The sequence below is a fragment of the Sandaracinus amylolyticus genome (assembly GCF_000737325.1).
GTDB classification, from domain to species: domain Bacteria; phylum Myxococcota_A; class Polyangia; order Polyangiales; family Sandaracinaceae; genus Sandaracinus; species Sandaracinus amylolyticus.
In genome coordinates, this window is record NZ_CP011125.1 from 4,061,445 (window position 1) to 4,083,708 (window position 22,264).

At 71.0% G+C, this 22,264-nt stretch carries 17 protein-coding genes; 6 read left to right on the plus strand and 11 right to left on the minus strand.

Features of this window, described 5'->3' with window-relative positions; genetic code table 11:
• Positions 1-69: 69 nt before the first annotated feature.
• Positions 70-1,557 (minus strand): two-component system sensor histidine kinase NtrB, encoded by a 1,488-nt coding sequence (locus DB32_RS17275; RefSeq protein WP_053233561.1) that lies wholly within the window; start codon positions 1,555-1,557, stop codon positions 70-72.
• A complete protein-coding gene (locus DB32_RS17280) occupies positions 1,554-2,999 on the minus strand; it encodes a sensor histidine kinase (RefSeq protein WP_053233562.1) in 1,446 nt (481 codons plus the stop codon). The genes DB32_RS17275 and DB32_RS17280 overlap by 4 nt, the downstream gene beginning before the upstream one ends.
• Before the next feature lie 70 nt (positions 3,000-3,069).
• Between DB32_RS17280 and DB32_RS17285 the strand changes: the two genes are divergently transcribed.
• Positions 3,070-3,750, plus strand: coding sequence for a hypothetical protein (locus DB32_RS17285; protein ID WP_053233563.1), 681 nt, complete (start codon positions 3,070-3,072; stop codon positions 3,748-3,750).
• A gap of 37 nt (positions 3,751-3,787) precedes the next feature.
• Here DB32_RS17285 and DB32_RS17290 read toward each other — a convergent pair whose 3' ends face one another.
• From DB32_RS17290 to DB32_RS17305, 4 genes are all read right to left on the minus strand, one after another.
• A complete protein-coding gene (locus DB32_RS17290; protein WP_157069116.1) occupies positions 3,788-5,710 on the minus strand; it encodes a hypothetical protein in 1,923 nt (640 codons plus the stop codon).
• Complete coding sequence (gene hisS, locus DB32_RS17295; RefSeq protein ID WP_240481216.1) at positions 5,707-6,948, minus strand: histidine--tRNA ligase; 1,242 nt, start codon at positions 6,946-6,948, stop codon at positions 5,707-5,709. Before hisS ends, DB32_RS17290 begins: the two co-directional genes overlap by 4 nt.
• A 223-nt stretch (positions 6,949-7,171) precedes the next feature.
• Complete coding sequence (locus tag DB32_RS17300; protein WP_053233566.1) at positions 7,172-8,371, minus strand: vWA domain-containing protein; 1,200 nt, start codon at positions 8,369-8,371, stop codon at positions 7,172-7,174.
• A gap of 143 nt (positions 8,372-8,514) precedes the next feature.
• Entirely contained in the window at positions 8,515-9,354 is an 840-nt protein-coding gene (locus DB32_RS17305) for an AAA family ATPase (protein ID WP_053233567.1), read from the minus strand.
• Between the two features lie 66 nt (positions 9,355-9,420).
• On the opposite strand from DB32_RS17305, the gene DB32_RS17310 reads away from it, so the two are divergent.
• Positions 9,421-10,065 carry a hypothetical protein gene (locus DB32_RS17310; RefSeq protein ID WP_053233568.1) on the plus strand — a complete coding sequence of 215 codons (645 nt, stop codon included), beginning with the start codon at positions 9,421-9,423 and terminating at the stop codon, positions 10,063-10,065.
• On the plus strand, positions 10,062-11,267 hold the full coding sequence (locus DB32_RS17315) for a serine/threonine-protein kinase (RefSeq protein ID WP_053233569.1): 1,206 nt from the start codon (positions 10,062-10,064) through the stop codon (positions 11,265-11,267). The genes DB32_RS17310 and DB32_RS17315 overlap by 4 nt, the downstream gene beginning before the upstream one ends.
• A gap of 63 nt (positions 11,268-11,330) precedes the next feature.
• On the opposite strand, the gene DB32_RS17320 is transcribed toward DB32_RS17315, so the two are convergent.
• Positions 11,331-13,121 (minus strand): hypothetical protein, encoded by a 1,791-nt coding sequence (locus tag DB32_RS17320; RefSeq protein WP_157069117.1) that lies wholly within the window; start codon positions 13,119-13,121, stop codon positions 11,331-11,333.
• 92 nt (positions 13,122-13,213) lie between these two features.
• Positions 13,214-15,046: an ABC transporter ATP-binding protein gene (locus tag DB32_RS17325; protein WP_053233571.1), complete on the minus strand. Its 1,833-nt coding sequence runs from the start codon at positions 15,044-15,046 to the stop codon at positions 13,214-13,216.
• Positions 15,047-15,137: 91 nt separating this feature from the next.
• On the opposite strand from DB32_RS17325, the gene DB32_RS17330 reads away from it, so the two are divergent.
• Positions 15,138-15,983: an alpha/beta fold hydrolase gene (locus tag DB32_RS17330; protein WP_053233572.1), complete on the plus strand. Its 846-nt coding sequence runs from the start codon at positions 15,138-15,140 to the stop codon at positions 15,981-15,983.
• Here the strand turns inward: DB32_RS17330 and DB32_RS17335 are convergent, their stop codons facing one another.
• From DB32_RS17335 to deoC, 3 genes are all read right to left on the minus strand, one after another.
• Positions 15,984-16,424, minus strand: coding sequence for a hypothetical protein (locus tag DB32_RS17335; protein ID WP_053233573.1), 441 nt, complete (start codon positions 16,422-16,424; stop codon positions 15,984-15,986). It abuts the gene before it with no gap.
• Between the two features lie 83 nt (positions 16,425-16,507).
• Positions 16,508-18,955 (minus strand): aldehyde dehydrogenase family protein, encoded by a 2,448-nt coding sequence (locus tag DB32_RS17340; RefSeq protein WP_053233574.1) that lies wholly within the window; start codon positions 18,953-18,955, stop codon positions 16,508-16,510.
• A 14-nt stretch (positions 18,956-18,969) separates the two neighbouring features.
• A complete protein-coding gene (gene deoC / locus DB32_RS17345) occupies positions 18,970-19,965 on the minus strand; it encodes a deoxyribose-phosphate aldolase (protein WP_053233575.1) in 996 nt (331 codons plus the stop codon).
• 67 nt (positions 19,966-20,032) lie between these two features.
• Between deoC and cls the strand changes: the two genes are divergently transcribed.
• Together cls and DB32_RS17355 are read left to right on the plus strand one after the other, a co-directional pair.
• The gene (gene cls, locus DB32_RS17350) at positions 20,033-21,484 is read left to right on the plus strand and encodes a cardiolipin synthase (RefSeq protein WP_053233576.1); all 1,452 of its coding nucleotides are present in this window, start codon (positions 20,033-20,035) and stop codon (positions 21,482-21,484) included.
• Between the two features lie 19 nt (positions 21,485-21,503).
• Positions 21,504-22,256, plus strand: coding sequence for an AraC family transcriptional regulator (locus tag DB32_RS17355; protein WP_053233577.1), 753 nt, complete (start codon positions 21,504-21,506; stop codon positions 22,254-22,256).
• Positions 22,257-22,264: the final 8 nt, after the last annotated feature.

Consider the following 22,264-nt stretch of genomic DNA (forward strand, 5'->3'; position numbering starts at 1 on the left):
GGAACACCCGAGACGACGTCACGAGCATCGCGAGGAGAACGCGTGAGCGACCCCGCTCGAGAGGTGACGTCAGGAGAACGAGCCCGGCAGCGCCAGGGAGACGCGCTGGCGCGGCAGCACGAGCGTCACCGTGGTGCCCTGGCCGTGGCGGCTCTCGATCTCGACCCGCCCGCCGTGCACGCGCGCGACGCGATCGACGATCGCGAGGCCGAGGCCGGTGCCGGTCTGTCTCGTGGTGAAGAACGGATCGCGCGCCTTGCTGCGCACGAGCGTGTCCATGCCCTCGCCCTCGTCGTGGAAGTCGATCGCGACGGCGGGGCGCCCGTCGAGCTCGGTCGCGCGCACGCGCACCGAGACCGTGCCGCCCTCGGGCATCGCCTGGATCGCGTTATCGGCGATGTTGATCAGCGCGTGGCGCAGCAGCGCGGCGTCACACTCGATGCTCGCGACGGTCTCGTCGAACTGCAGCTCGAACTCGATGTTCTTGCGGTGCGACTGGCCCTCGCGCGCGAGCTCGACGGCGCGCTCGAGCATGCGCGGCAGCTCGATCGACTCCGGCGTCGGCTCCGCGGGCCGCGCGTACGCGAGGAGGTCCTGCACGAGGCGGTTCAGGCGATCCGCTTCTTCGTCGAGGATCACGAGCAGCGTCTCGACGTCGGCCGCCTTGAGCTCGGGACGGCGCAGGCCCGACACCGCGTTGCGGATCACCGCGAGCGGGTTGCGCACCTCGTGCGCGATGACCGCGGAGAGCTCGCCCACCGCGGCGAGCTGCTCCTTGCGCACGAGCTCCTGCTGCGCCTCGCGCACGCGGTCGTAGCTCGATGCGAGCTCCTCGGTGCGCGCCGCGAGCTCGGTCTCGACGCGCCCCATGCGCCCGAGCAGCGCCCACGTGATCCCGACGACCGCGGTGAGCGGCGCGAGCGCGCTCGCGATCGACGTGCCCGGTCCGTACGCGCGCTCGACCGCGTCGGCGATGCCGACGAGCACCGGCAAGCAGGCCGCGATGAAGGTCGATCGCAGATCGCGATCGGCGAGCGCACGGCGCCCGAGCCGCGCGACGGCGATGGTGGTCGCGGCGAGCCCTCCGACGAGCCCGGCCCAGCCGAGTGGTAGGAGCTGCGGGATCGCGTGGCCGCCGTGCGAGGTGAGGCGCCCGTCCCAGTGCACCGAAGGCACCGCGGGATCGAGCGAGAGCCCGGAGAGCGTGATCGCGGCGCCGATGCCGCCGACGACCCACGCGAGGCGCTCGACCGGGGTCGGCGTGGGCACCGCGAGGCCGCGCCCGCCGACCTGCTCGCAGAACGCGGCGTACGCGGCCATCGCGAGCGAGACCGACGTGAAGATGAGCATCTGCGCGGGCACGGCCTCGGCGACGGTCTGCGTCGTGCGCTGCCACGCGACGCCGAGCGCGAACGCGGCGAGCACGACGCAGAGCACCGCGAAGAGGCCGTGCTCGCGCGTGTTGCGGCGCATCGCCCAGAGCCCGCCGAAGTGCGCCGCGACGAAGAGGTAGACGCCCGCGGTGGCGAGGCAGACGACGGCGCTCGTGGGGATCACGCGCTCACCGCCGGGAGCGTGAGGGTGACGGTGGTGCCGGCGCCGGGCGCGCTCTCGATCGAGAGCGTGCCGCCGTGGTTCTTCACGACGCGATCGACGATCGCGAGGCCGAGGCCGGTGCCCGCGGGGCGCGTGGTGAAGAAGGGATCGAGCGCCTTCGCGCGCACGAGCGTGTCCATGCCCTCGCCGGTGTCGGTGAACGCGAGCGAGATCGCCGGGCGCGCGTCGAGCGCGGTGGGCGTGGCCTCGACGCGCAGGCGACCGCGGGGCCCCATCGCCTGCAGCGCGTTGTCCATCACGTTGACGATCGCATGGCGCAGGAGCTCGGCGTCGCCGAGCACCGCGGACGGCGCGCCGTCGAGCTCGAGCTCGAGGTGCACGTCGGTGTGCTCGCGACGTCCGCCGCACGCGAGCTCGAACGCGCGCGTGACCAGCGGCTCGACCTCGACCGAGCTGCCCTTGGGCGCAACCGGGCGCGCGTACGCGAGGAGATCGCGGACGAGGCGGTTGAGGCGATCGGTCTCCTCGTCGAGGATCGAGAGGAGCACGCCGCGATCGACGTGCGTGAGCGTCGGGCGGCGCAGGCTCGAGACGGCGTTCTTGAGGATCGCGAGCGGGTTGCGGACCTCGTGCGCGATCACGGCGGAGAGCTCGCCGACGGCGGCGAGCTGCTCCTTGCGAACGAGCTCTTCCTGCGTCTGGCGGAGCTCGTCGTAGCTGCGCGCGAGCTCGTCGGTGCGCTGCTCGAGCTCGCGCGCGGCGCGCACGAACCGACGCATGAGCACGATGCCGACGGCGATCGAGGGCGCGAGGCCCGCGTGCTCGGCGACGTACTGGCTGCCGAGCCCGAGGCCGTGCACGACCATGTCGTGGATGCCGGCGGCGAACGTGATGACGACGCCGACGAGCACGAGGCGCGCGTCGGCATCGCGTCGCGCGGAGCGCACGAGCGCCGCGACCGCGACGAGCCCGAACGCGATGCTGACGACCAGCACGACGATGCCCTCGACGCGCAGCGACGGCTCGATCGCGACGCGCGGCAGATCGGTGGCCATCGGCGCGTGCAGCGTGGAGCGCGCGGGGTCGACGAGGCGTCCGGTGACGTCGAGCAGGAGGCCGAGCGCCGCGACCGCGTACGCGGCGAGCACGACGCGCCGGCGCGGGCGCTCGACGAGGTGCGAGGTGAAGTCGACGAAGAACGCGCTCGCCGCGATCGAGCCTGCGTACTGCAGGCGCACCGCGAGCGTGCCCGCGGAGAGCGTGGCGGCGTCGCAGAGGAGCGCCGCGCCTGCCGCGTGGATCGCGAGCCCTGCGCAGATGCACGCGTACGACGCGTGCTCGGGATCGCGGCGATGCGTGCGCGCCCAGAGCGCGAGGTAGTACACGGCCGCGAATCCGTAGATCGCGCACCACGTCCACCGCAGCGCCGCGTCGGCCGACATCGCGCGTACTGTAACAGCCGCCGGTGCACGTTCTTTGCGCCGATGGTGAGCGCTCGCCTACGATCGTTCCGTGCGACGCCTCCTCCGTCTCGCGCTCGCGTGCGCGCTGCTGCTGGTCGTGCCCGCGGCGGCGCGCGCCCAGGAGCGTCCGGCCTCGGGCTACGAGGGCGTGGTGCCCGGTGGGGCGCAGCCGCCGCCGGCCGCGGGGCGTCTGGCGCGGCGTGGCGCGGCGCGGCGGGCGCGCGCGGCGATCCTCACGTGGCCCGGGTTCCAGATGCAGGCCGACGGGAGCTCGCGCTTCTTCGTGCAGACGACCGCGGCGGTGACGACGCGCGTGCACACGACGCCGGAGCGCGTGGAGATCGTGTTCCCGAACACCGGGATCCACCTGGCGAACTCCGCGCGTTGGCTGGAGACGCAGCACTTCCAGACGCCGGTGCGGCGCGCGCGCCTCGAGCGCCGCGGGCGCGACATGGTGCTCGTGATGTACATGCGCGCGTCGGTGGCGCCGCAGGTCACGAGCGGCGTGGGCGACGGCTACCACTACACGTACGTCGACTTCGCGCCGGGCGAGTACGCGCCGCCGCAGCCGGCGCTCGCGCCGGCGCCGCAGGGTGGGGTGAGCATCGTCAGCGGCGGGGACGCGCCGCCGACCGCGCCCAGCGAGGCGCCGCCGACGATGACGCCGGAGCAGGAGCGCGCGCTCGACGAGGAGCGCCCTCCGGTGCGCGGCCCGACGCCGAAGCGCTGACGTCCGCGCACGCCCGACGCGAACGATCGGGCGCCCGCTACTGCAGCGTGTACGTCGGGATCGACAGCGCGCTCTCGCTCGCGGGCTCGGGGCGCGGCTCCGCGGGCTGGATCGGCGCGTGGCCGAAGTCGATCGGGATGTAGAAGAGCCACAGGCGGTCGTGGCGATTGCGGTGCTCCCAGCCCACGAGGCCGTAGAGCACGCGCCACCAGTGCTCACCCGCGCTGGTCTGGCCGTAGTCGAAGAGCGGCGCGAAGTGGAACTCGTACTCCCAGCGCTGCTCGTTGCGCCACTCGCGACGGCGGAAGTACGTGTTCAGGAAGAGCTGCGTCTCGGTCACGCCCTCGCGGAAGCGCCAGTAGAACGGGAACGCGACGGTGTAGCGATCGCCACGCTCGTACTGCTCGAAGTCGAACCAGAACGGCGCGAACACGTAGTGCCGGTGCGACGGGACGTGCTCGTAGTACCAGAGCGGGTGGATGTTGAACGCCTCGCCGTCGCGCCAGCGCGAGATCTGGACGGTCGGCGCGATCCACGTGGTCTCGTCGCCGTGCTCGAGGTCGCGCGTGTTCGCGACGAGCGGCGTGATCCACGTCTGATGGCGCCCGTACTCGTCGAAGTGCGCGAAGAACGGGAAGACGATCGTGTTGGCGTACGCGGGGCTCGTCCATCGCGCGAAGAGCAGCGGCGGGATGACGAGCGTCTCGCTGCGATCGCGCGGATCGCGGATCCAGAAGAAGAGCGGGGCGACCATGTCCGCCTCGGTCGCGCCGCGATGCATCTGGTACAGCCAGGTGACGAGCGTCTCCGAGTCGCGCTCGCGGATGTACGCGAAGAGCGGCGTCGTGAGCCGGAACGCGTTCGGATCCTCGCTGAAGTGGAAGAGCAGCGGCGGGATCGTCGTGGAGTGGAAGCCCGGGCCCTCGTCGTGATGGAGGAGGCCGGCGATGCCCCACCAGCTCTCGCGCGGCTGCTCGCTCAGATAGAACAAGCCGGGCGGGACGATCGTGAGCGTCTGCTCGGTGCGCGCGTTGTGGTGGCGGAACACGAACGGCGCGACGAACTGGTACTGCTCGTTCGGCGTGTCGTTCCACCAGAGGAACGGGAAGACGCCCCAGCGCTCCTCGTCGCGCATGCGCAGTCGGTAGAAGAGCGCGCCGGCGAAGAGGTAGTCCTCGTCCTCGTCCCCCCAGCCGACCGTCAGGAGCGGCGGGATGACGTGGTAGTACGAGCGCTGGTGGCGCCCCGACATGAAGAGCGGCGCGACGCCGATGTCGTGGCCCTCCGGCGAGTCGTGGTGCCAGAAGGGCGGGATGATCAGCGTGTGCCACTGCGGCCCGCGGAACCACCAGAACGCGGGGAACACGACGTCGCCCTGCTCGACGCCCTCGCGGTGGTAGATCGGCGGGATCACGAGCTCCGACGTGTCGGGTGACTCGCGCAGATAGAAGAGCGGGAACACGGCGGTCGTCGCGATGCCGCCGCGACGCTCGACGAGCACCGGCGGGATCGCGAGCTGGAAGTCGCCCTCCGCCGGGACCGGGGGCTCGGTGACGAAGCGCGTGGTCTGCGGCTCGGGGATCGAGTCGTCGCCCTCGGTCTCGGCCCCTTGTTCCGCTTCCTCTTCGGCCTCGGGCTCTTCCGCTTCGCCGGCCTCTTCCGCGGCCTCGCCTTCGGCGGTCTCGTCCTCGTCGCCGTAGGCCTCGCGGAACCCCTCGCCTTCTTCTTCCTCGGCGGCGGGCTCTTCCTCGGCCTCGGCCGCGGGCTCTTCGTCCTCTTCGAGCGCGGCCTCGTCCTCGACCTGCTCCTCGTCGACGCCCGCGTCCTGCGCGCGCGCGCATGGAACGACGCCGAGCATCGCGCACGCGAGCGCGATCACGAGCAGCGCTCGCGCTGGAGCGCAGCACCGGCCTGGGCGGCACCCCAGTGCCGCGACGTCGGCGCGCGTCGCGTCCGTCACGCGCTCTCCCGCACCCGGTCGCGCACGCGCGCGACGACCTCGGCGCGCGGCACTTCGCTCGAGCTGTGCGCCGCGAGATCCTTCAGCTGCACGACGCCGCGCTCCGTCTCCGCAGGCCCCAGCACGAGCACCACCTTCGCGCCGAGCTTGTCCGCGCGGCGCAGCTGGCTCTTGAGCGACTGCCCGCGCAGATCGCCGTCCGCGACGAGGCCCGCCGCGCGCAGATCGCGGAGCAGCACCGACGCATCGACGCGCAGCGCCGCGTCCGCCACCGCGACCGCGACGTCGATCGTCGGCGCACGATCCTCGCCGCCCATCACGAGCAGGATCCGCTCGATGCCCGCCGCGAACCCGATCGACGGCACGTCGGGCCCACCGAGCTCCTTCACGAGCCCGTCGTAGCGACCGCCGCCGCAGATCGTGTTCTGCGCGCCGAGCTCACCACCGCGCCCCTGCACCTCGAACAGCGTGCGCGAGTAGTAGTCGAGCCCGCGCACGAGCGTGGGCTCCACCCGGAACTTCACGTCGAGCGCGGTGAGCGCGCGCTGCAGCTCGTCGAAGTGCTCGCGATCCGCGTCGTCGAGGAACTCGAGCAGGCTCGGCGCGCCCGCGGAGAGCTCGCGATCGACCGGGCTCTTGCTATCGAGGATGCGCAGCGGGTTCGCGACGAGGCGACGCTGCGACTCCGGGCTCAGCCGATCGCGATTCGGCTCGAAATACTTCGTGAGCGCATCGCGATATCGCGCGCGCGTGTCGCCCGAGCCGAGCGAGTTCACGAGCACCTCGAGGTCCTGCACGCCGAGCGACGCGAGCAGCGTCACGACGAGCTCGATCATCTCCGCGTCGACGTGCGGTCCGGGATCGCCGAAGCACTCGAGCCCCGCCTGCCAGAACTGGCGATAGCGCCCGCGTTGCGGTCGCTCGCGGCGGAACATCGGGCCGAGGTACGACCACTTCGAGATCGGCTCGCGGCCGCTCACCGCGTGCTCGACGAACGCGCGCACCGCGCCCGCGGTGCCCTCGGGACGCAGCGTGAGCATGCCCTCGCCGCGATCCTCGAAGGTGTACATCTCCTTCTCGACGATGTCGGTCGCCTCGCCGATCGAGCGCACGAAGAGCTGCGTCGGCTCCACGATCGGCGTGCGCACCTCGGTGTAGCCGTAGCGCGTCGAGATCTCCCGGAACGCGCGCTCCACCCGATGCCAGCGCGCGATCGCCTCGGGGAGGACGTCGTTCATTCCCTTGACGGCGCGCAGGGTGCTCATCGGTCGGTACGCTGGAGAGACGGAAAACCGCGGAGAGAGGCGGTTTTGCGAGGGCGGTACCTACCCGATGCGCGTGAGGGGCGCAAGCGTGGGACGCCGTAGGATCCGCGCGCGGATCACGATCCGCCGCGCACCTCGCGGTGGACGTTCGCTCCCGGATCGCGATCCCGTTCCCGAGCCGGATCGGCGACCCGCTTCAGCCGGCCTTGCGGAGCCCCTTGCCCTTCGTCAGGTGACCCACTGCCTCGCCGAGCCCGTGGACGGTCAGCGGGAACATGTCGAACACGTTCTTCACGTACTCGATCGTGTTGCCGCTCCAGTACTTCTCGGGCTCGGGGTTGAGCCAGCAGCTGCGCTCGAAGTGCTCCTGCAGCGTCTGGAGCCAGCGGATCCCCTCGACACGGTTCTCGTCACCGAGGTCGATCGAGCCGCCCGACTGGAGCAGCTCGTACGGCGCCATCAGCGCGTCGCCGACCATGATCAGCTTGTAGTGCGGGCCGCACTCCGCGAGCAGATCGCGCACCTTCTTCGGCTTCGTGAACTTCTCGTCCTCGTAGACGTGGCCGTACACGCAGTTGTGGAAGTAGTAGTGGCGCAGCTCCTTGAAGTGCGTCGCCTTGCTCGCCGCGCTGAAGAGGCGCGAGCACAGATGCGCGTACGGCTCCATCGAGCCGCCGACGTCCATCACGAGCAGCACGCGCACGTTGGGCCGACGCGGCGGGCGCAGCACGACCTCGAGCTCGCCCGCGTTCTTCGCCGTCGCGTCGATCGAGCCCTGGATGTCGAGCTCGTCCTGCGCGCCCTCGCGCGCGAACGCGCGCAGCTTGCGCAGCGCGACCTGCATCTGGCGCACGTCGAGCGTGAGATCGTCGCGATAGCCCTGCCACGCGCGGCGCTGCGCGATCTGCACCGCGCTGCGTCCACCGCCGCGGCCGCCGACGCGAATGCCGGGGCGCGGCGCGGCGCCCGAATTGCCGAAGGGCGAGGTGCCGCCGGTGCCGATCCAGCGGTTGCCGCCGTCGTGGCGCTCGGTCTGCTCGTTCAGGCGCTCCTCGAACATGCGCTTGAGCGTCTCGAGGTCGTACTGCTCGAGCATCGCGCGCTCTTCGTCGGTGAGCTCGGTCGGGCGCTCGATCGCTTCCTCGAGCCACTCGAGCAGCTCCTTGCGGAGCTCCTTCGCCTGCAGCTCCGCGCCGCGGAAGTGGTGCGCGAACGCCTGATCGAACGCGTCGTAGTGCGCCTCGGAGTGCACGAGGATGGCGCGCGCGACGTGATAGAAGCCGTCGAGCGACGAGTCGTGCAGCCCTGCCTCCAGCGCGCGCGCGAGCTGGATGACCTCCGTGGTGCCGACCGGCACCTTCTGGCTGCGGAGCACGTAGAGGAAGGGGACGATCACGGCTCGAAGTCTCCCTCGCCGGCGTGCTGCACGCCAACGGTGCACGAGGAGAAGAGGTCGCTGAGGAGAGCAGGAATCCAGGAGGAAAGAGAACGGCTGCTTCTCTCCTGCCTTCCTGCTTTCCTCAGAGGAATTTCCTCGTCTCAGGACCGGAAGCGACGACCGCCCGCGAGCTGATCGGCGAGCGTCGCGAGGTCCTGCTCCTTCTTCAGCAGCGTGCCGAGGAAGGGCACCTTGCCCTCGAGGCGCACGTCGCTGAGGCCCGACGCGCGCAGCACCGCGATCCAGTCGATCAGCTCGCTCGTGCTCGGGCGCTTGCGCAGGCGCTTCATGTCGCGGAGCTCGTAGAAGACGCGCAGCGCGTGATCGACGAGCTGCGTGTCGACGTCGGGGTGGTGCACCGCGACGATGCGCTTCATCAGCTCCTGGTCCGGGAAGTCGATGAAGTGGAAGACGCAGCGACGGAGGAACGCGTCCGGCAGCTCCTTCTCGTTGTTGCTCGTGATGATCACGACCGGGCGGTGCGACGCGGCGATCTCGTCGTCGGTCTCGTTCACCCGGAAGCGCATGCGATCGAGCTCGTGGAGCAGATCGTTCGGGAACTCGATGTCCGCCTTGTCGACCTCGTCGATCAAGAGGACCACGCGCTCCTTCGACGCGAACGCCTGACCGAGCGGGCCGTACTTGATGTAGCGGCGGATGTCCTTCACGTCGCCGTCGCCGAAGCGCGAGTCGTAGAGGCGCTGCACGGTGTCGTAGACGTAGAGGCCGTCCTGCGCGCGCGTCGTGCTCTTCACGTGCCACGTGAGCAGGCGAAGACCGAGCGCGGCGGAGATCGCCTCCGCGAGCAGCGTCTTGCCGGTGCCGGGCTCGCCCTTCACGAGGAGCGGCCGCTGGAGCACCAGCGCGCAGTTCACGGCGGCCTCGAGGGCCTCGTTGGTCAGGTAGCTGTCGGTCCCGTGGAAACGCAGGAACTCGCTCATTTCGCGGGCCAGCCTGACTCGATGCCAACCCTCGCGCCACCGAACGATTCGGCTACCATCGACGCCGTGAACGAGGTCGACGAGCGCGCGATCGCTGGGCTCATGGAGATCCCGTGGCCGCCCGGCCAGTCGCCTTTCCACATCAAGGGCGTCGCGTACCGCGGTCACGTCGAGTACTGCGATCGCATCGTGCCCGGCGGGCACGCGGCGGTGCTCGCCGCGCTCGGCCGGCCCGACGTCACGAAGTTCTTCTCGCAGCCGTTCCTCGCGTCGACGCGCTACGACGTGTTCCCGCTCGCGATGGTCGGCATCGGCGCGGCGCGCGTGATGCGCACGGGGTACCTCGAGTTCGTGCGCGAGCGGACGCGCTGGCAGGCGAACGAGGACGTGAAGGGCGTCTATCGCTGGCTGCTCGGCTTCACGACGCCCGAGATGATCGGCGGGCGGCTGCAGCGCCTGATCGCGCAGTACTTCGACTTCGGCGACGTGATCGTCGAGGAGAGCTCGAAGGGCTACATCCGCACGCTGCGTCGCGGACTGCCGCGCCCGCTGACGGACTGGTACGCGGCGGTGTCCGAGCCGTACGTCGAGGTGCTGCTCGGCATGGCGGGCGGCAAGAACGTGCGCTGCACGTCGCTCGCGCCGAGCCCCGAAGGGCGCGCGCACGGCGTGGACATCGTGAGCCTGCCGTTCGAGGCGCGCTGGGCGTGAGCGACGTGCTCCCGGTCGGGCGCATCGGCCGCTACGAGGTGCTCGGGCGCCTCGCGAGCGGCGGCATGGCCGAGGTGTTCGTCGCGCGCGCGACCGGTCCGCGCGAGGTCGCGCGTCGCGTGGTCGTGAAGCGCCTGCTCCCGCACGTCGTGTCGGATGCCGCGAAGGTCGAGGCGTTCGTGCAGGAAGCGCGGCTCACGTCGCGCCTCTCGCACCCGAACCTCTGCGCGGTGCACGACTTCGGCGACGAGGGCGGTGCGTTCCACCTCGTGCTCGAGTGGGTGCGCGGGCCCTCGCTGCGCCGCGTGATCGCGCGCGCGAAGGAGACGCGGAGCGCCGTGCCGATCGCGATCACGGCGCGCATCGTCGCGAGCCTCGCGAGCGCGCTGCACCACGCGCACGTCGCGACGGATGACGCGGGGAGGCTGCTCGGGATCGTGCATCGCGACGTCACGCCCGAGAACGTGATCGTCGGGTGGAACGGCGTGCCCAAGCTGATCGACTTCGGCATCGCGAAGTCGGTGATCGATCCGCGCAAGACCGAGGTGGGCGTGCTCAAGGGCAAGCTCGCGTTCATCTCGCCCGAGCAGTATCGCGGCGAGACGCTCGACGGGCGCAGCGACGTGTTCGCGCTCGCGCTCTGCGCGTTCGAGCTGCTCACCGGCGAGTCGCTCTACGAGCGCGACTCGGAGTTCGAGACGGTCGCGGCGATCGTGGTCGATCCCAGCGTGCCCTCGGTGCGGGAGCGACGCGCGGACGTGCCGATCGAGCTCGAGCAGATCGTGCAGCGCGGGCTCGCGAAGGATCGCGCGGCGCGCTACGCGAGCGCGGACGAGATGGCGCGCGCGCTCGACGCGTGGCTCGCGACGCGCGGCGAGCCGATCGGCGAGCGCGAGATCGCGGCGTGGCTCGGCGCGCTCTTCCCGGGCGAGTCGAGCAAGGAGCCGGCGCTCGACCGGACGCCGCTCGACGCGCGCCCCACGCCGGCGCGGATGCGCACCCGCAGCGAGGAGATGCACGCGCTGCAGCTCACCGCCGACGCCGAGCTCGACGCGGAGGAGATGGCGAAGACCGAGCGTGCCCGGCGCGCGCGGATCGTCGTCGCGATGCTGCTCGCGGCGCTCGCGGCGCTCGGGGTCATCGCCTGGGCGGTCGCGCGGCCGCGCGCGGCGGCTCCCGTCGTGTTGGAAAGCGGGGGCTGAGCGAGCGACCCATCACGCTGCGTGATGGGTCGCTGCCGATGCATCAGCCGTGTCGATGGGCCATCAGCCCGCCGCGCGCTCTTCTTCGCCGTCGTCGGTGCGGATGCCGAGCTCGCGCGCCAGAGCGCGCGCACAGGCCGCCGCGCGACCGCGGTTCACGCGCACGTAGAGCGTGTTGCTCGACTGCGCCGCGCGCGCGAGCGCGATGTCGGTCGAGTGATCCTGGAAGCCGGTCGCGCTGAGCACGACGCGATACTTCCCGCGCCCGATCGCGCCGGCGATGGCCGCGACGCGGCGCGGCTCGGCGGTCGACCACTCGATCTGCCATCCGAGCGCCTTCTCGAGGCGCTCGCGCAGCATCGGGTCCTCGCGGTTGCTCACGAAGAGCGCGGCCGCCTCGGGCAGCTTCGCGCGCACGCGCGTGAAGATGCGCTCGTCGTGGGTGGGACGCGCGGCGGCGGCCTCGTCGTCGACGTGGAGGACGGGCTGCTCGCCCGTGCTCGTCATCTCCTGCGTCGAGGTGGTCGACTCACCTGCCTTGCCGCCGGTCATCAGCGCGTGGAGCTGACGCAGGCGACGGCGCAGACGGCGATCGCCGGCCGGGAGGTCGCCCTCCTGGATCGACAGGATCAGAGGCGCCGCCGGGGCCCCGGAAACCGTCTTTTGCTCGCGCAATCGGCTCGCCAGCGTCGGACCGTCGATCGCATCGAAGGTCGCCGTGAGCCATTTCATGAGCTCGGGGCCACTATCGGGAGGGGGAGTCAGTGCGACCAGACGCGAACGAGCAGCGCCGGCCTCGTGATCCCAGCTCGGGCGCGGGACGAATCCCGGGTCGAGCAAGCGCGCGAGGCGCTGGCTGCCGCGCTTCTGCGCGACGAGCCAACGCAGACGCCCGATCGCGGCGCCCCAGCGCTCCGGGTCGGGCGCGACGTGGCGGGCCCAGCGGAGGCGCGCAGCCGCGTCCTCGAGCTGCAGCTCGTCGTTCGACGCGAGCGGCCGGGGCGCGTCGTTGCCCGGCGGGGTGTCGATCGGGCCGACGAGGCGCTCGATGATGCGGATCGCCAGCGCGATCTCGCGGCTCGCGTCGTCGGGCGGCGCCGAGAGGGCCGCGGTGTCGCGCCATCCGTCGTCCGAGGGGGGCTCCGCGATCAGCTGCTCGAGGCGCGCTTCCGCGGTCTCCGCGACGTCGAGCCACTTGGTCGCGGGCGGGAGGCCTTGCTCCCGCGTGGCGCGCTCGGGCGTCGCATCGAGCTGGAGCGCTCGCACCGAGCCGGGCCACCACGTCTTGCACAGCGTCGTCAGCCGCCGTGCGATGGCCCCGGTCGCGTCCGAGGCCGAGCGGTTGCGGTTGGCCTCGTGCTCGAGCGCGCGTGCGCGCGAGATCCACGCGAGCACGTGCAGCTTCTGGAGCGGCGGCGCCATCAGCGCGGCCTCGGGGATGCCAGCCTCGACGCGCGCCGCGACCGTCTGCAGGTCGCTCAGGATCGCCTTGAGGTCGCGCGGTCCGCTCGGGGGCGCCGGGGTGTGCTCGAGCTCCAGCCGCGGCATCAGATCGGGGCGCGGTGTGACCTGCACCTCCGCGCTTCCCGCGGCGCGTGGCATCTGCGACGCGGCGCGTTCGATCAGCGCGCGCGCGATCTTCGACGGCGCGAGCCGGGCGAGCGCTTCCTCGAAGGCCTTGCGGTCGTCTACGCCGCGTCCCTCAAACGTCTCGTCCGGGTCACTCACGATGCAGAGCCGCGACCCTGGTTCCCCGTGCCACTCGATCGAGTAGCCGAAGCGCAAGAGCGCCTTGATGATCGGGTGGGTCTCCACCGGCTCGCTGCCCAATAGCGAGTTCGTGTCAGCGTGCATGTTCATCCGATAGTCGCGTAATCGTACGCCCTGGGGAAGGCCCTAGGTAGAAAACCCTGTACTGGTGAGAGGACAAGTGTCTAGGCGGGGCCTCATCGATAGCCCTGGGCCTGTAGCGTGAACAGACGGGCATAGCGACCGCCGAGGGCCATGAGCTCGTCGTGCGATCCGTGCTCGATCACGACGCCGCCCTCGATGACCGCGATGCGATCCGCCATACGCACCGTGCTGAACCGGTGCGAGATCAAGACGGCGGTCCGCTGCTCGGTGAGCGCACGGAAGCGGGCGAAGATGCGCGCCTCCGCCTCTGCGTCCATCGACGCCGTGGGCTCGTCGAGCACCAGGATGTCCGCGTCGCGGCGCATGAACGCGCGCGAGAGGGCGATTTTCTGCCACTGCCCGAGCGAGAGCTCCTGGCCGTCTTCGAACCAGTGGCCGAGCTGGGTGTGGAAGCCCTTCGGGAGCGAAGGGACGAAGTCGCTCGCGGAGCCCTTCTCGGCGGCTTCCTTCCAGCGCGCCTCGTCGTCGAACGCGCTCACGTCGCCGACGCCGATGTTCTCGCCGACGAGCCACTGGTACTGGACGAAGTCCTGGAAGATGACGCCCATGCGACGGCGCAGCGCGCGCTCGTCCCACTCGTCGAGCGGCAGGCCGTCGAGCGTGATGCGGCCCTCGGTCGGGCGATAGAGCCGCGTCAGGAGCTTGATGATGGTCGTCTTGCCCGCGCCGTTCTCGCCGACGAGCGCGAGCTTGCGACGCGGCGGCAGGTGCAGGCTGACGCCGCGCAGCGCGGGCTCCTTCGCGCCGGGGTACGTGTACCAGACGTTCTCGAAGCGGACTCCGTCGCTCGGGTCCGGGCCGCTCGTCGCGGTGCCGCGCGGGGCCTCCTCGTCGCGGTGATCGAGGAACTCCCAGAACGCGTCGAGGTAGAGCAGGTCGTCGTAGAGCGTGGAGGCGCCCGAGAAGACGTTGCGCAGCGTGTCCTGGCCCTGGCGGAACACGAGCAGGTACATCGTCATGTCCGCGAGCGAGATCGCGCCCTGCGCCGCCTGCCACGCGATCCACGCGTAGATGCCGTAGAACGCGAGCGTGCCGAGCGCGCCGATCGCGAGGCCCCACGCGCCGCGGCGGATCGTCTGGTCGCGGTCTTCCTTCCAGAGCTTCCAGAAGATCGCGCGGTACTTCTCGAGCAGCATGTCGCCGAGCCCGAAGAGCTTCGTTTCCTTCGCGTGATCGGCGCTCGCGAGGACGGTCTCGAGGTAGTTCTGCTTGCGCGTCTCCTCGGAGCGCCAGCGGAAGAGCCGGAACGCGTCGCGGCTGAAGCGCGTCTCGACGACGAACTGCGGGATCGCGGCGACGATCAGCACGAGCACCGCGAGCGGCGAGAGCGGGATCAGCAGCGCGGCGAGGCCGAACAGCGCGAGCACGCTCTGCGCGAGGCTCAGCACGTTCATGACGTGCCCGAGCGGGTAGTGCGACGCGCCTTGGCGGGCTTGCGAGAGCGTGTCGTAGAAGCTCGGGTTCTCGAAGTCGACGAGCTCGAGGTCGAGCGCCTTCTCGAGGATCATCTCGTTCGCGCGCTCCGCGACGAGCGCGCGGAGGAGGCCGTGGACGACGCTCTGCACGCGCTTGATCGCGTTCGAGGCGAGGACGAGCGCGAGCTCGACCGCGACCGCGATCAGCACCTCGCGGCGCGCCTCGGGGTGCTCGACCGCGCGCTGGATCGCGTCGACGATCCAGTGGCCCGTCCACGCGATCCCGGCTGGAAGCGCGGCGCCGAGCGCGCCGAGCGCGAGCAGCGCGGCGCCGAGCGGGCGGTGTGTGCTCCAGACGAGGCCGAACGTGCGCGCCGAGTGGCGCAGCGCGGCGAGGAGCTGCTCGCGGTCGCGGAGGAGCGAGGCGAGGTCTCGCTGCTCCTGCTTCATCCACCAGGGTTTCTTGCGCGCCACGTGCGAGACAGCCTACCGCAGCGCGAGCAGCACGGGCCCTGACCATTGGGCGAGGAGAGCGACAGCGATGCGATACGAGGCGTGGCGCGCGAGCGGGCGCGAGATCGAGCTCGACGGGATGCGGGTCTTCTTGCGCGAACGCGGGGAAGGGCGCGCGCTCGTCTTCCTCCACGGGTTCCCGACGACGAGCTTCGACTGGGCGGACGTGATCGCGCGATTGGAGACGCGCTTCCGGTGCGTCGCGTTCGATTTCCTGGGGTTCGGTGGGACGCCTCCGGTCGCGCGCATCGACTACGCGGCGCAGTGCGATCTCGCGGAGCGTGTGATGCGCGCGAGCGGGATCACGCGGTGCGTGATCGTCGCGCACGACTACGCGGTGTCGGTCGCGCAGGAGCTGCTCGCGCGACGGCGCGAGGGCGCGCGCTCGGGGATCGAGATCGACGGCGTCGTCTTCATGAACGGCGCGATCGAGCCGACGCTGCATCGCGCGCTGCCGGTGCAGAAGCTGCTCGCGGGGCCGCTCGGTCCGTGGCTCGCGCCGGTGCTGGTGACCAAGCGGACGTTCGCGCGATCGATGGCGCGGCTGATCACGCGGATGGATCGCTTCGACGTCGACGAGCACTGGCGCGGGGTGCGCGCGCACGCGGCGCGCGCGCCGCGGCTCTTGCACTACATCGCCGAGCGGAGGGTGCACGCGGAGCGATGGCGCGCCGCGTTCCGCGATCGCTCGGTGCCGATCGCGCTGGTGTGGGGGACGCGCGATCCGGTGTCGGGAGGGCACGTGCTCGCGTGGGCCCGTGAGGCGCGACCGGACGCGGAGATCGTCGCGCTCGACGTCGGGCACTACCCGCAGGTCGAAGCCACCGAGGACTGCGTCGCGGCGATCGAGCGCTTCGTGGCGCGCGTCGGTTGATCAATCGCAGAGCGCTTCGGCGGTGCAGCGGTCGCTCGCGCACTCCCAGCCGAACGTGCACGGGCTCTCGGCGGGCGCGAGGCCGATCAGCATCGCGTCGCAGCTGGGCTCGGCGCCGCCGTTCCACAGGCGATCGCACTGCACGGAGTCGACGTAGGCGCGGCACGCGGCGCTCTCGTCGGCGTCGTAGCGCGTGCGCTCGTCGGTGATCGCGTCGCCCGCGATGCGCGCGACGATCTCGTTCGTCGAGCCGCACTCGGCGAGCGTATTGCCGTAGACGTTCATGAAGGGCGGCGTGCCCGCGTACGAGTCGCGGCAGCGATGCGCGGCCTCGCAGATCGAGTCGAGGGTCACGAGGAGATCGCTCTCCGCGGCGCTCGGCCCATCGGCCCCGTTGCACGCGGAGAGCAAGAGAAGGAGCGCGATGAGGAGGAAGCGCATGGGGGCTCGAGAAGAAGACGAAGGGCCGCTGAGGAGAGCAGGAGAGACTCTCCTGAATTCCTGCTCTCCTCAGAGGAAATTCTTCACTCGCCGTAGGGAACCCAGATGTTCTTCACCTGGGTCGCCTCGCGCAGCAGCTCGCGGCCTGCGCCCTGCGCGTCGTCCATCCAGTCGCGCTCACCGCAGAACGTGCGCTTCATGTTGCCCGCGCTCGCGCTCTCCACTGCTGCGACCAGCGGGCCCTCGTCCGAGAGGCACCAGATCGAGTCGACTCCGTCGTGCGCCGCGAGCACCGGCGCGAGCTCGTCGCGCGTGCCGGTGACGATGTTCACCACGCCGCCCGGCAGATCGCTCGTGTCGAACACCTGATAGAGGTCGGTCGCCGCGAGCGGCGCGCGCTCGCTCGGCACCACGACCACCGTGTTGCCCATCGCGATGCACGGCGCGACCGCGCTCACGAAACCGAGCAGCGGCGACGCGTCGCCACACACGATGCCGATCACGCCGATCGGCTCGTTCATCGCGATCGTCACGTTGCGGTGCGGCGTCGCGTGTACGAGCCCGTCGTGCTTGTCGGCCCACGCGCCGTACGTGAAGAGGCGCTCGACGCTCTTCTTCACCTCGGCCTGCGCGCGCTTGCGATCGCCGGTCATCGCCGCGATGCGATCCGCGAGCTCCGCGCTGCGCGCCTCGAGGTTCTCCGCGAGGTAGTAGAGGACCTGAGCGCGCAGGTGCGCGGTCTGCTTGGCCCATCCGCTCGCGGCGTGCGCGGCCTCGACCGCGTTGCGCACGTCCTTGCGGTTGCCCTGGCCGACGTGACCGACGACGCGGCCCTTCGGATCGAGCACCGGCAGCACGTACGACCCGTCGGGGCGCGCTTGCTTGCCGCCGATGTAGAGCTTCGCGGTGCGATCGATCGCGGGCAGACCGTTGTCGCCGGGCTGCGGCGCGGGCGCGAGGCCGGTCGCGGCGGGCGAGAGCTTCGCCGCGCTCTTCGCGTCCTTCTTCGCCCGCTTGGTCTCCGCCATCCAGCGCGGCTTCACGTACTCGTAGAGGCCTTCCTTGCCGCCTTCGCGCCCGTAGCCGCTCTCGCGATAGCCGCCGAAGCCGCTCGCCGCGTCGAACACGTTGGTGCAGTTGATCCACACCGTGCCCGCCTTGATCTTCGGCGCGACGTCGAGCGCGAGGTTCAGGCTCTCGGTCCACACGCTCGCGGCGAGGCCGTACGTCGTGTTGTTCGCGAGCGAGACCGCTTCCTCCGGCGTGCGGAACGTCATGAACACGACGACCGGGCCGAAGATCTCGACCTGCGCGACGGTGCTCGCGGGCTGCACGTCGCTCAGCACGGTCGGCGGATAGAACACGCCGTCGGTCGGGCAGCTCCAGCTCGGCTGCCACAGCGACGCGCCCTCGTCGACGCCCTGCTTCACGAGCTCCTGGATGCGCTCGAGCTGCACCGGCGCGACGATCGCGCCGATGTCGATCGCCTTGTCGAGCGGATCGCCGACGCGCAGCGTCTCCATGCGCGCGCGCAGCTTCGCGAGCAGCTCGGGCGCGACGCTCTCCTGCGCGAGGATGCGCGAGCCCGCGCAGCACACCTGACCCTGGTTGAACCAGATCGCGTCGACGACGCCCTCGACGACGCTGTCGAGATCCGCGTCCTCGAAGACGACGAAGGGCGACTTGCCGCCGAGCTCCATCGAGAGCTTCTTGCCGGTGCCCGCGGTCGCCTTGCGGATGATGCGACCGACCTCGGTCGATCCCGTGAACGCGATCTTCGCGACGCCCGGATGTGCGGTGAGCGCGGCGCCGGTGCGGCCGTCGCCGGTCACGATGTTCACGACGCCGGGAGGCAGCCCGACCTCGTGGCAGATCTCGGCGAAGAGCAGCGCGGTGAGCGGCGTGAACTCCGCGGGCTTCAGCACCAGCGTGTTCCCCATCGCGAGCGCGGGGGCGATCTTCCACGCGAGCATGAGCAGCGGGAAGTTCCACGGGATGATCTGACCGACGACGCCGATCGGCGCGCTGTCGGGCAGCTCGGTCTCCATCAGCTGGGCCCAGCCCGCGTGGTGATAGAAGTGGCGCGCGACGAGCGGCACGTCGACGTCGCGCGACTCGCGGATCGGCTTGCCGTTGTCGAGCGACTCGAGCACCGAGAGCAGGCGCGCGTGCTTCTGCACGTGGCGCGCGATCGCATACAGATAACGAGCGCGGCCGTGACCGCCGAGCTTCTGCCATGCGGGCAGCGCCTTCGTCGCGGCCTGCACCGCGGCGTCGACGTCGGCGTCGGTGCCTTGCGCGACGTCGGCGAGCTTCGCGTTTTTGCGGCCCGGCGCGTTCGTCGCGAAGTATTCGCCTTTTCGCGGACTGTCCGCCGCGAAGTGCTCGTTCGCCGCGCGCCAGCTGCCGCCGATGTAGTGCCCGAATCGACGCTCGTGCCGATCGAGCCACTCCTTCGCGGGCCCGTCGGCCTCGGGCGCAGGTCCGTACTCCATCGTCTCGAACACTCGCTTGATGAGATTCCCGTCCATTTGCGATCTCGGACTCACGCCATGGGATGACGGTTGAACGCGGAGTAGCGGCCGGTGAGGTGGAATTCGAGCTGGCGCTCGATGTCGCTCAGGAGCGCGCTCGCGCCGAAGCGGAAGAGGTCGGGCTCGAGGTAGTCGCGGCCGAGCTCTTCCTTCATCAGCGCCATGTACTCGAGCGCTTGCTTCGCGGTGCGGATGCCGCCGGCGGGCTTGTATCCGACGACGTGGCCAGTGCGCTCTCGATACTCGCGGATCGCGCGCACCATCACGAGCGAGAAGGGCAGCGTCGCGTTGACGCCCTCCTTGCCGGTCGACGTCTTGATGAAGTCGGCGCCCGCCATCATGCAGACCATCGACGCCTTCGCGACGTTGCGCAGCGTCGCGAGCTCGCCCGTCGCGAGGATCGCCTTCATGTGCGCCGCGCCGCACGCGGCGCGCATCGCGCGGACCTCGTCGTAGAGCGTGCGCCAGTCGCCGGTCAGCACGTTCGCGCGGTGGATGACGATGTCGATCTCCTTCGCGCCGTCGGCGACCGAGCGACGGATCTCCTCGAGCCGCACGTCGAGCGGCGTGAGGCCCGCGGGGAAGCCCGTGCTCACCGCCGCGACCGGGATGCTCGTGCCCTCGAGCGACTCGACCGCGGTGCGCACGAGGTCGTGATACACGCAGACCGCGCCGGTCGTGATCGGCAGATCCGCGACGCCGAGCCCCTCGAGCAGATCACGACGGACCGGCTGGCGCGCCTTCGCGCAGAGCCTTCTCACGTTGCCGGGGGTGTCGTCGCCCGCCAGCGTGGTCAGATCGATCAGCGTGATCGCCTTGAGCAGCCACGCGATCTGCCACTCCTTCTTCACGGTGCGCCGGCCCGGCAGCGTCGCGCAGCGTCGCTCGACCGCGCTCTTGTTGACGCGAACGTCCTCGACCCAGTCGAGGTGCAGCTCGGTGCCCGGGTTTCGCTCGTGGGAGTGGGTTGCGCTCGTCTCGGGCGCAGTACGAAGGCCGTCGTCCATGGGAGAACGGCCAGTGTCGCGCGACGTGGGCACGCGCGGCAAGCGCGCCGAGTGGTAGAACGCGCGCGTGGGGGAGGGGCTCGATCTCTCGTGGTCGCACGTCGTGTCGACCATCGCGACCGCGGCCGAGGTGCTCGCGATCGCGTTCGTGCCGATGGTGCTCCTGCGCAAGAAGGAGCCCGCGGCGACGTTCGCGTGGATCTTCGTGCTGCTCTTCGTGCCGGTCGCCGGCGTGGTGCTCTTCTGGTACCTCGGCCGTGATCGCATCCGCCGTCCGATGCGGCGTCGCGTCGCGGAGACCGCGCCGATGCGCGAGCGCATCGAGGACCGCATCGCGGGCGCGTTCCCGGCGCAGGAGGAAGAGCGCGAGCGCGTGATCGGCTCGCAGCCCGAGGAGCAGCAGGGCGTGATGCGGCTCGCGGCGCGCATGGGGCGCGGCGAGATCCGCGCGGGCAACGACGTGCGCGTGCTGGTCGGCGCGCCCGCGACGTACGACGCGATGATCGAGGCGATCGCGGCGGCGCGCGATCACGTGCACCTCGAGTACTACATCTTCCGGCCGGATCGCACGGGACGGCGCGTGCTCGACGCGCTCGTGGAGGCAGCGAAGCGCGGCGTGCGCGTGCGCCTGCTCTACGACGGATACGGCAGCGTGGGGCTCGGGCCCGCGTGCCGCGCGCTGCGTCGCGCGGGTGGGATCGCGAAGCCGTTCTTCCCGCTCGATCCGATCCGGCGCGCGGCGACGATCAACCTGCGCAACCACCGCAAGCTGATGATCGTCGACGGAGTCGTCGGGTTCTGCGGCGGGCTCAACGTCGGCGACATGTTCCTCGACTGGCGCGATCTGCACCTGCGCGTCGACGGGCCCGCGGTGACCGACCTGCAGAAGATCTTCGTCGAGGACTGGTTCTTCGCGGCGCGACAGGACCTGACGCTGCCCGCGTTCTTCCCGGAGATCCCGAAGCGCGGCGAGGCGATCGTGCAGATCGTGGAGTCCGGGCCCGACGAGCGCGTCGAGCAGATCCATCGCCTCCTCTTCGCGGCGATCGCGTCGGCGCGGCGCACCGTGTGGATCGCGACGCCGTACTTCGTGCCCGATCGTGCGGTGCTCGTCGCGCTGCAGACGGCGGCGCTGCGCGGCGTGGACGTGAAGGTCATCGTGCCGCGCGAGTCGAACCATCGCGTCACGTTCCACGCGGGGCGCAGCTTCTACGACGAGCTGCTCGCGGCGGGCGTGCAGATCCACGAGTACCTGCCGGGCATGCTCCACACGAAGGCGATGATCGTGGACGGGCGCATCGCGACCGTGGGCAGCGCGAACCTCGACGTGCGCAGCTTCCGCCTGAACTTCGAGCTGATCGCGGTGCTCTACGACGCGGACATCGTGCGCGCGCTGCAGGTGATCTTCGAGGAGGACCTCGCGCGCACCGAGCGGGTGAGCTTGGTGACGTGGCGCGGGCGCCCGGTGATCACGCGCATCAAAGAGGGCATGGGCCGCCTGTTCTCGCCTTTGCTGTGAGCCTGCTAGCGTGAGTCGTATGGGCTCGCGCTTCGCGCCTCGAGCGGCGCTGCGGAATCGCGTCGCGACGATCGACGTGATCGCGAGCGACGCGCCGGAGGTCGAGATCCCGCCGAGCACGCACGTCGTGCTGGGGCTGCAGTTTCGCGGGCGCGTGCACGCGGAGGAGGGCCCGCTCACGCTCGCGGGCGTCACCGGGCTGCAGCATCGGGTGCGCCGCTACGCCTATGAGCCGGGCACCGGCTCGGTGCTCGTGCGCTTCACGCCGACGGGCGCGAGCTGCGTCGGCGTGCCGGTCGGGGAGCTCACGGGGCGCAGCGTCGCGCTCGACGCGCTGCTGCCGCGCGCGCGCGTCGCCGAGGTCACCGAGCGCCTCGCCGAGGCCGTCGACGATCCCGCGCGCGTCGCGGTCGTCGAGGACCTGATCGCCGGGCTGCACGCGGCGCGCGATCCGCTCGTGAGCGCCGCGCTCGCGCTGATCGAGCGCGGCGCGGATCCCGGCGACGCGCCGCTCGTGTCGCGGCTCGCGACGACGCTGCGCACCAGCGAGCGCCAGCTCGAGCGGCGCTTCGCCGCGGTCGTGGGCCTCTCGCCCCGGCGCTACGCGTCGCTCCGCCGCTTCGAGCGTGCGCTGTCGGCGGCGTCGGCCGGCACGCGCTTGACCGAGGTCGCGCTGGACGCCGGCTACTACGACCAGGCGCACTTCAACCGCGACCTCCGCCGCTTCCTCGGCACCTCTCCGGGCGCGTGGCTGCGGGGTCGCGCGCGCTGACACGTCGG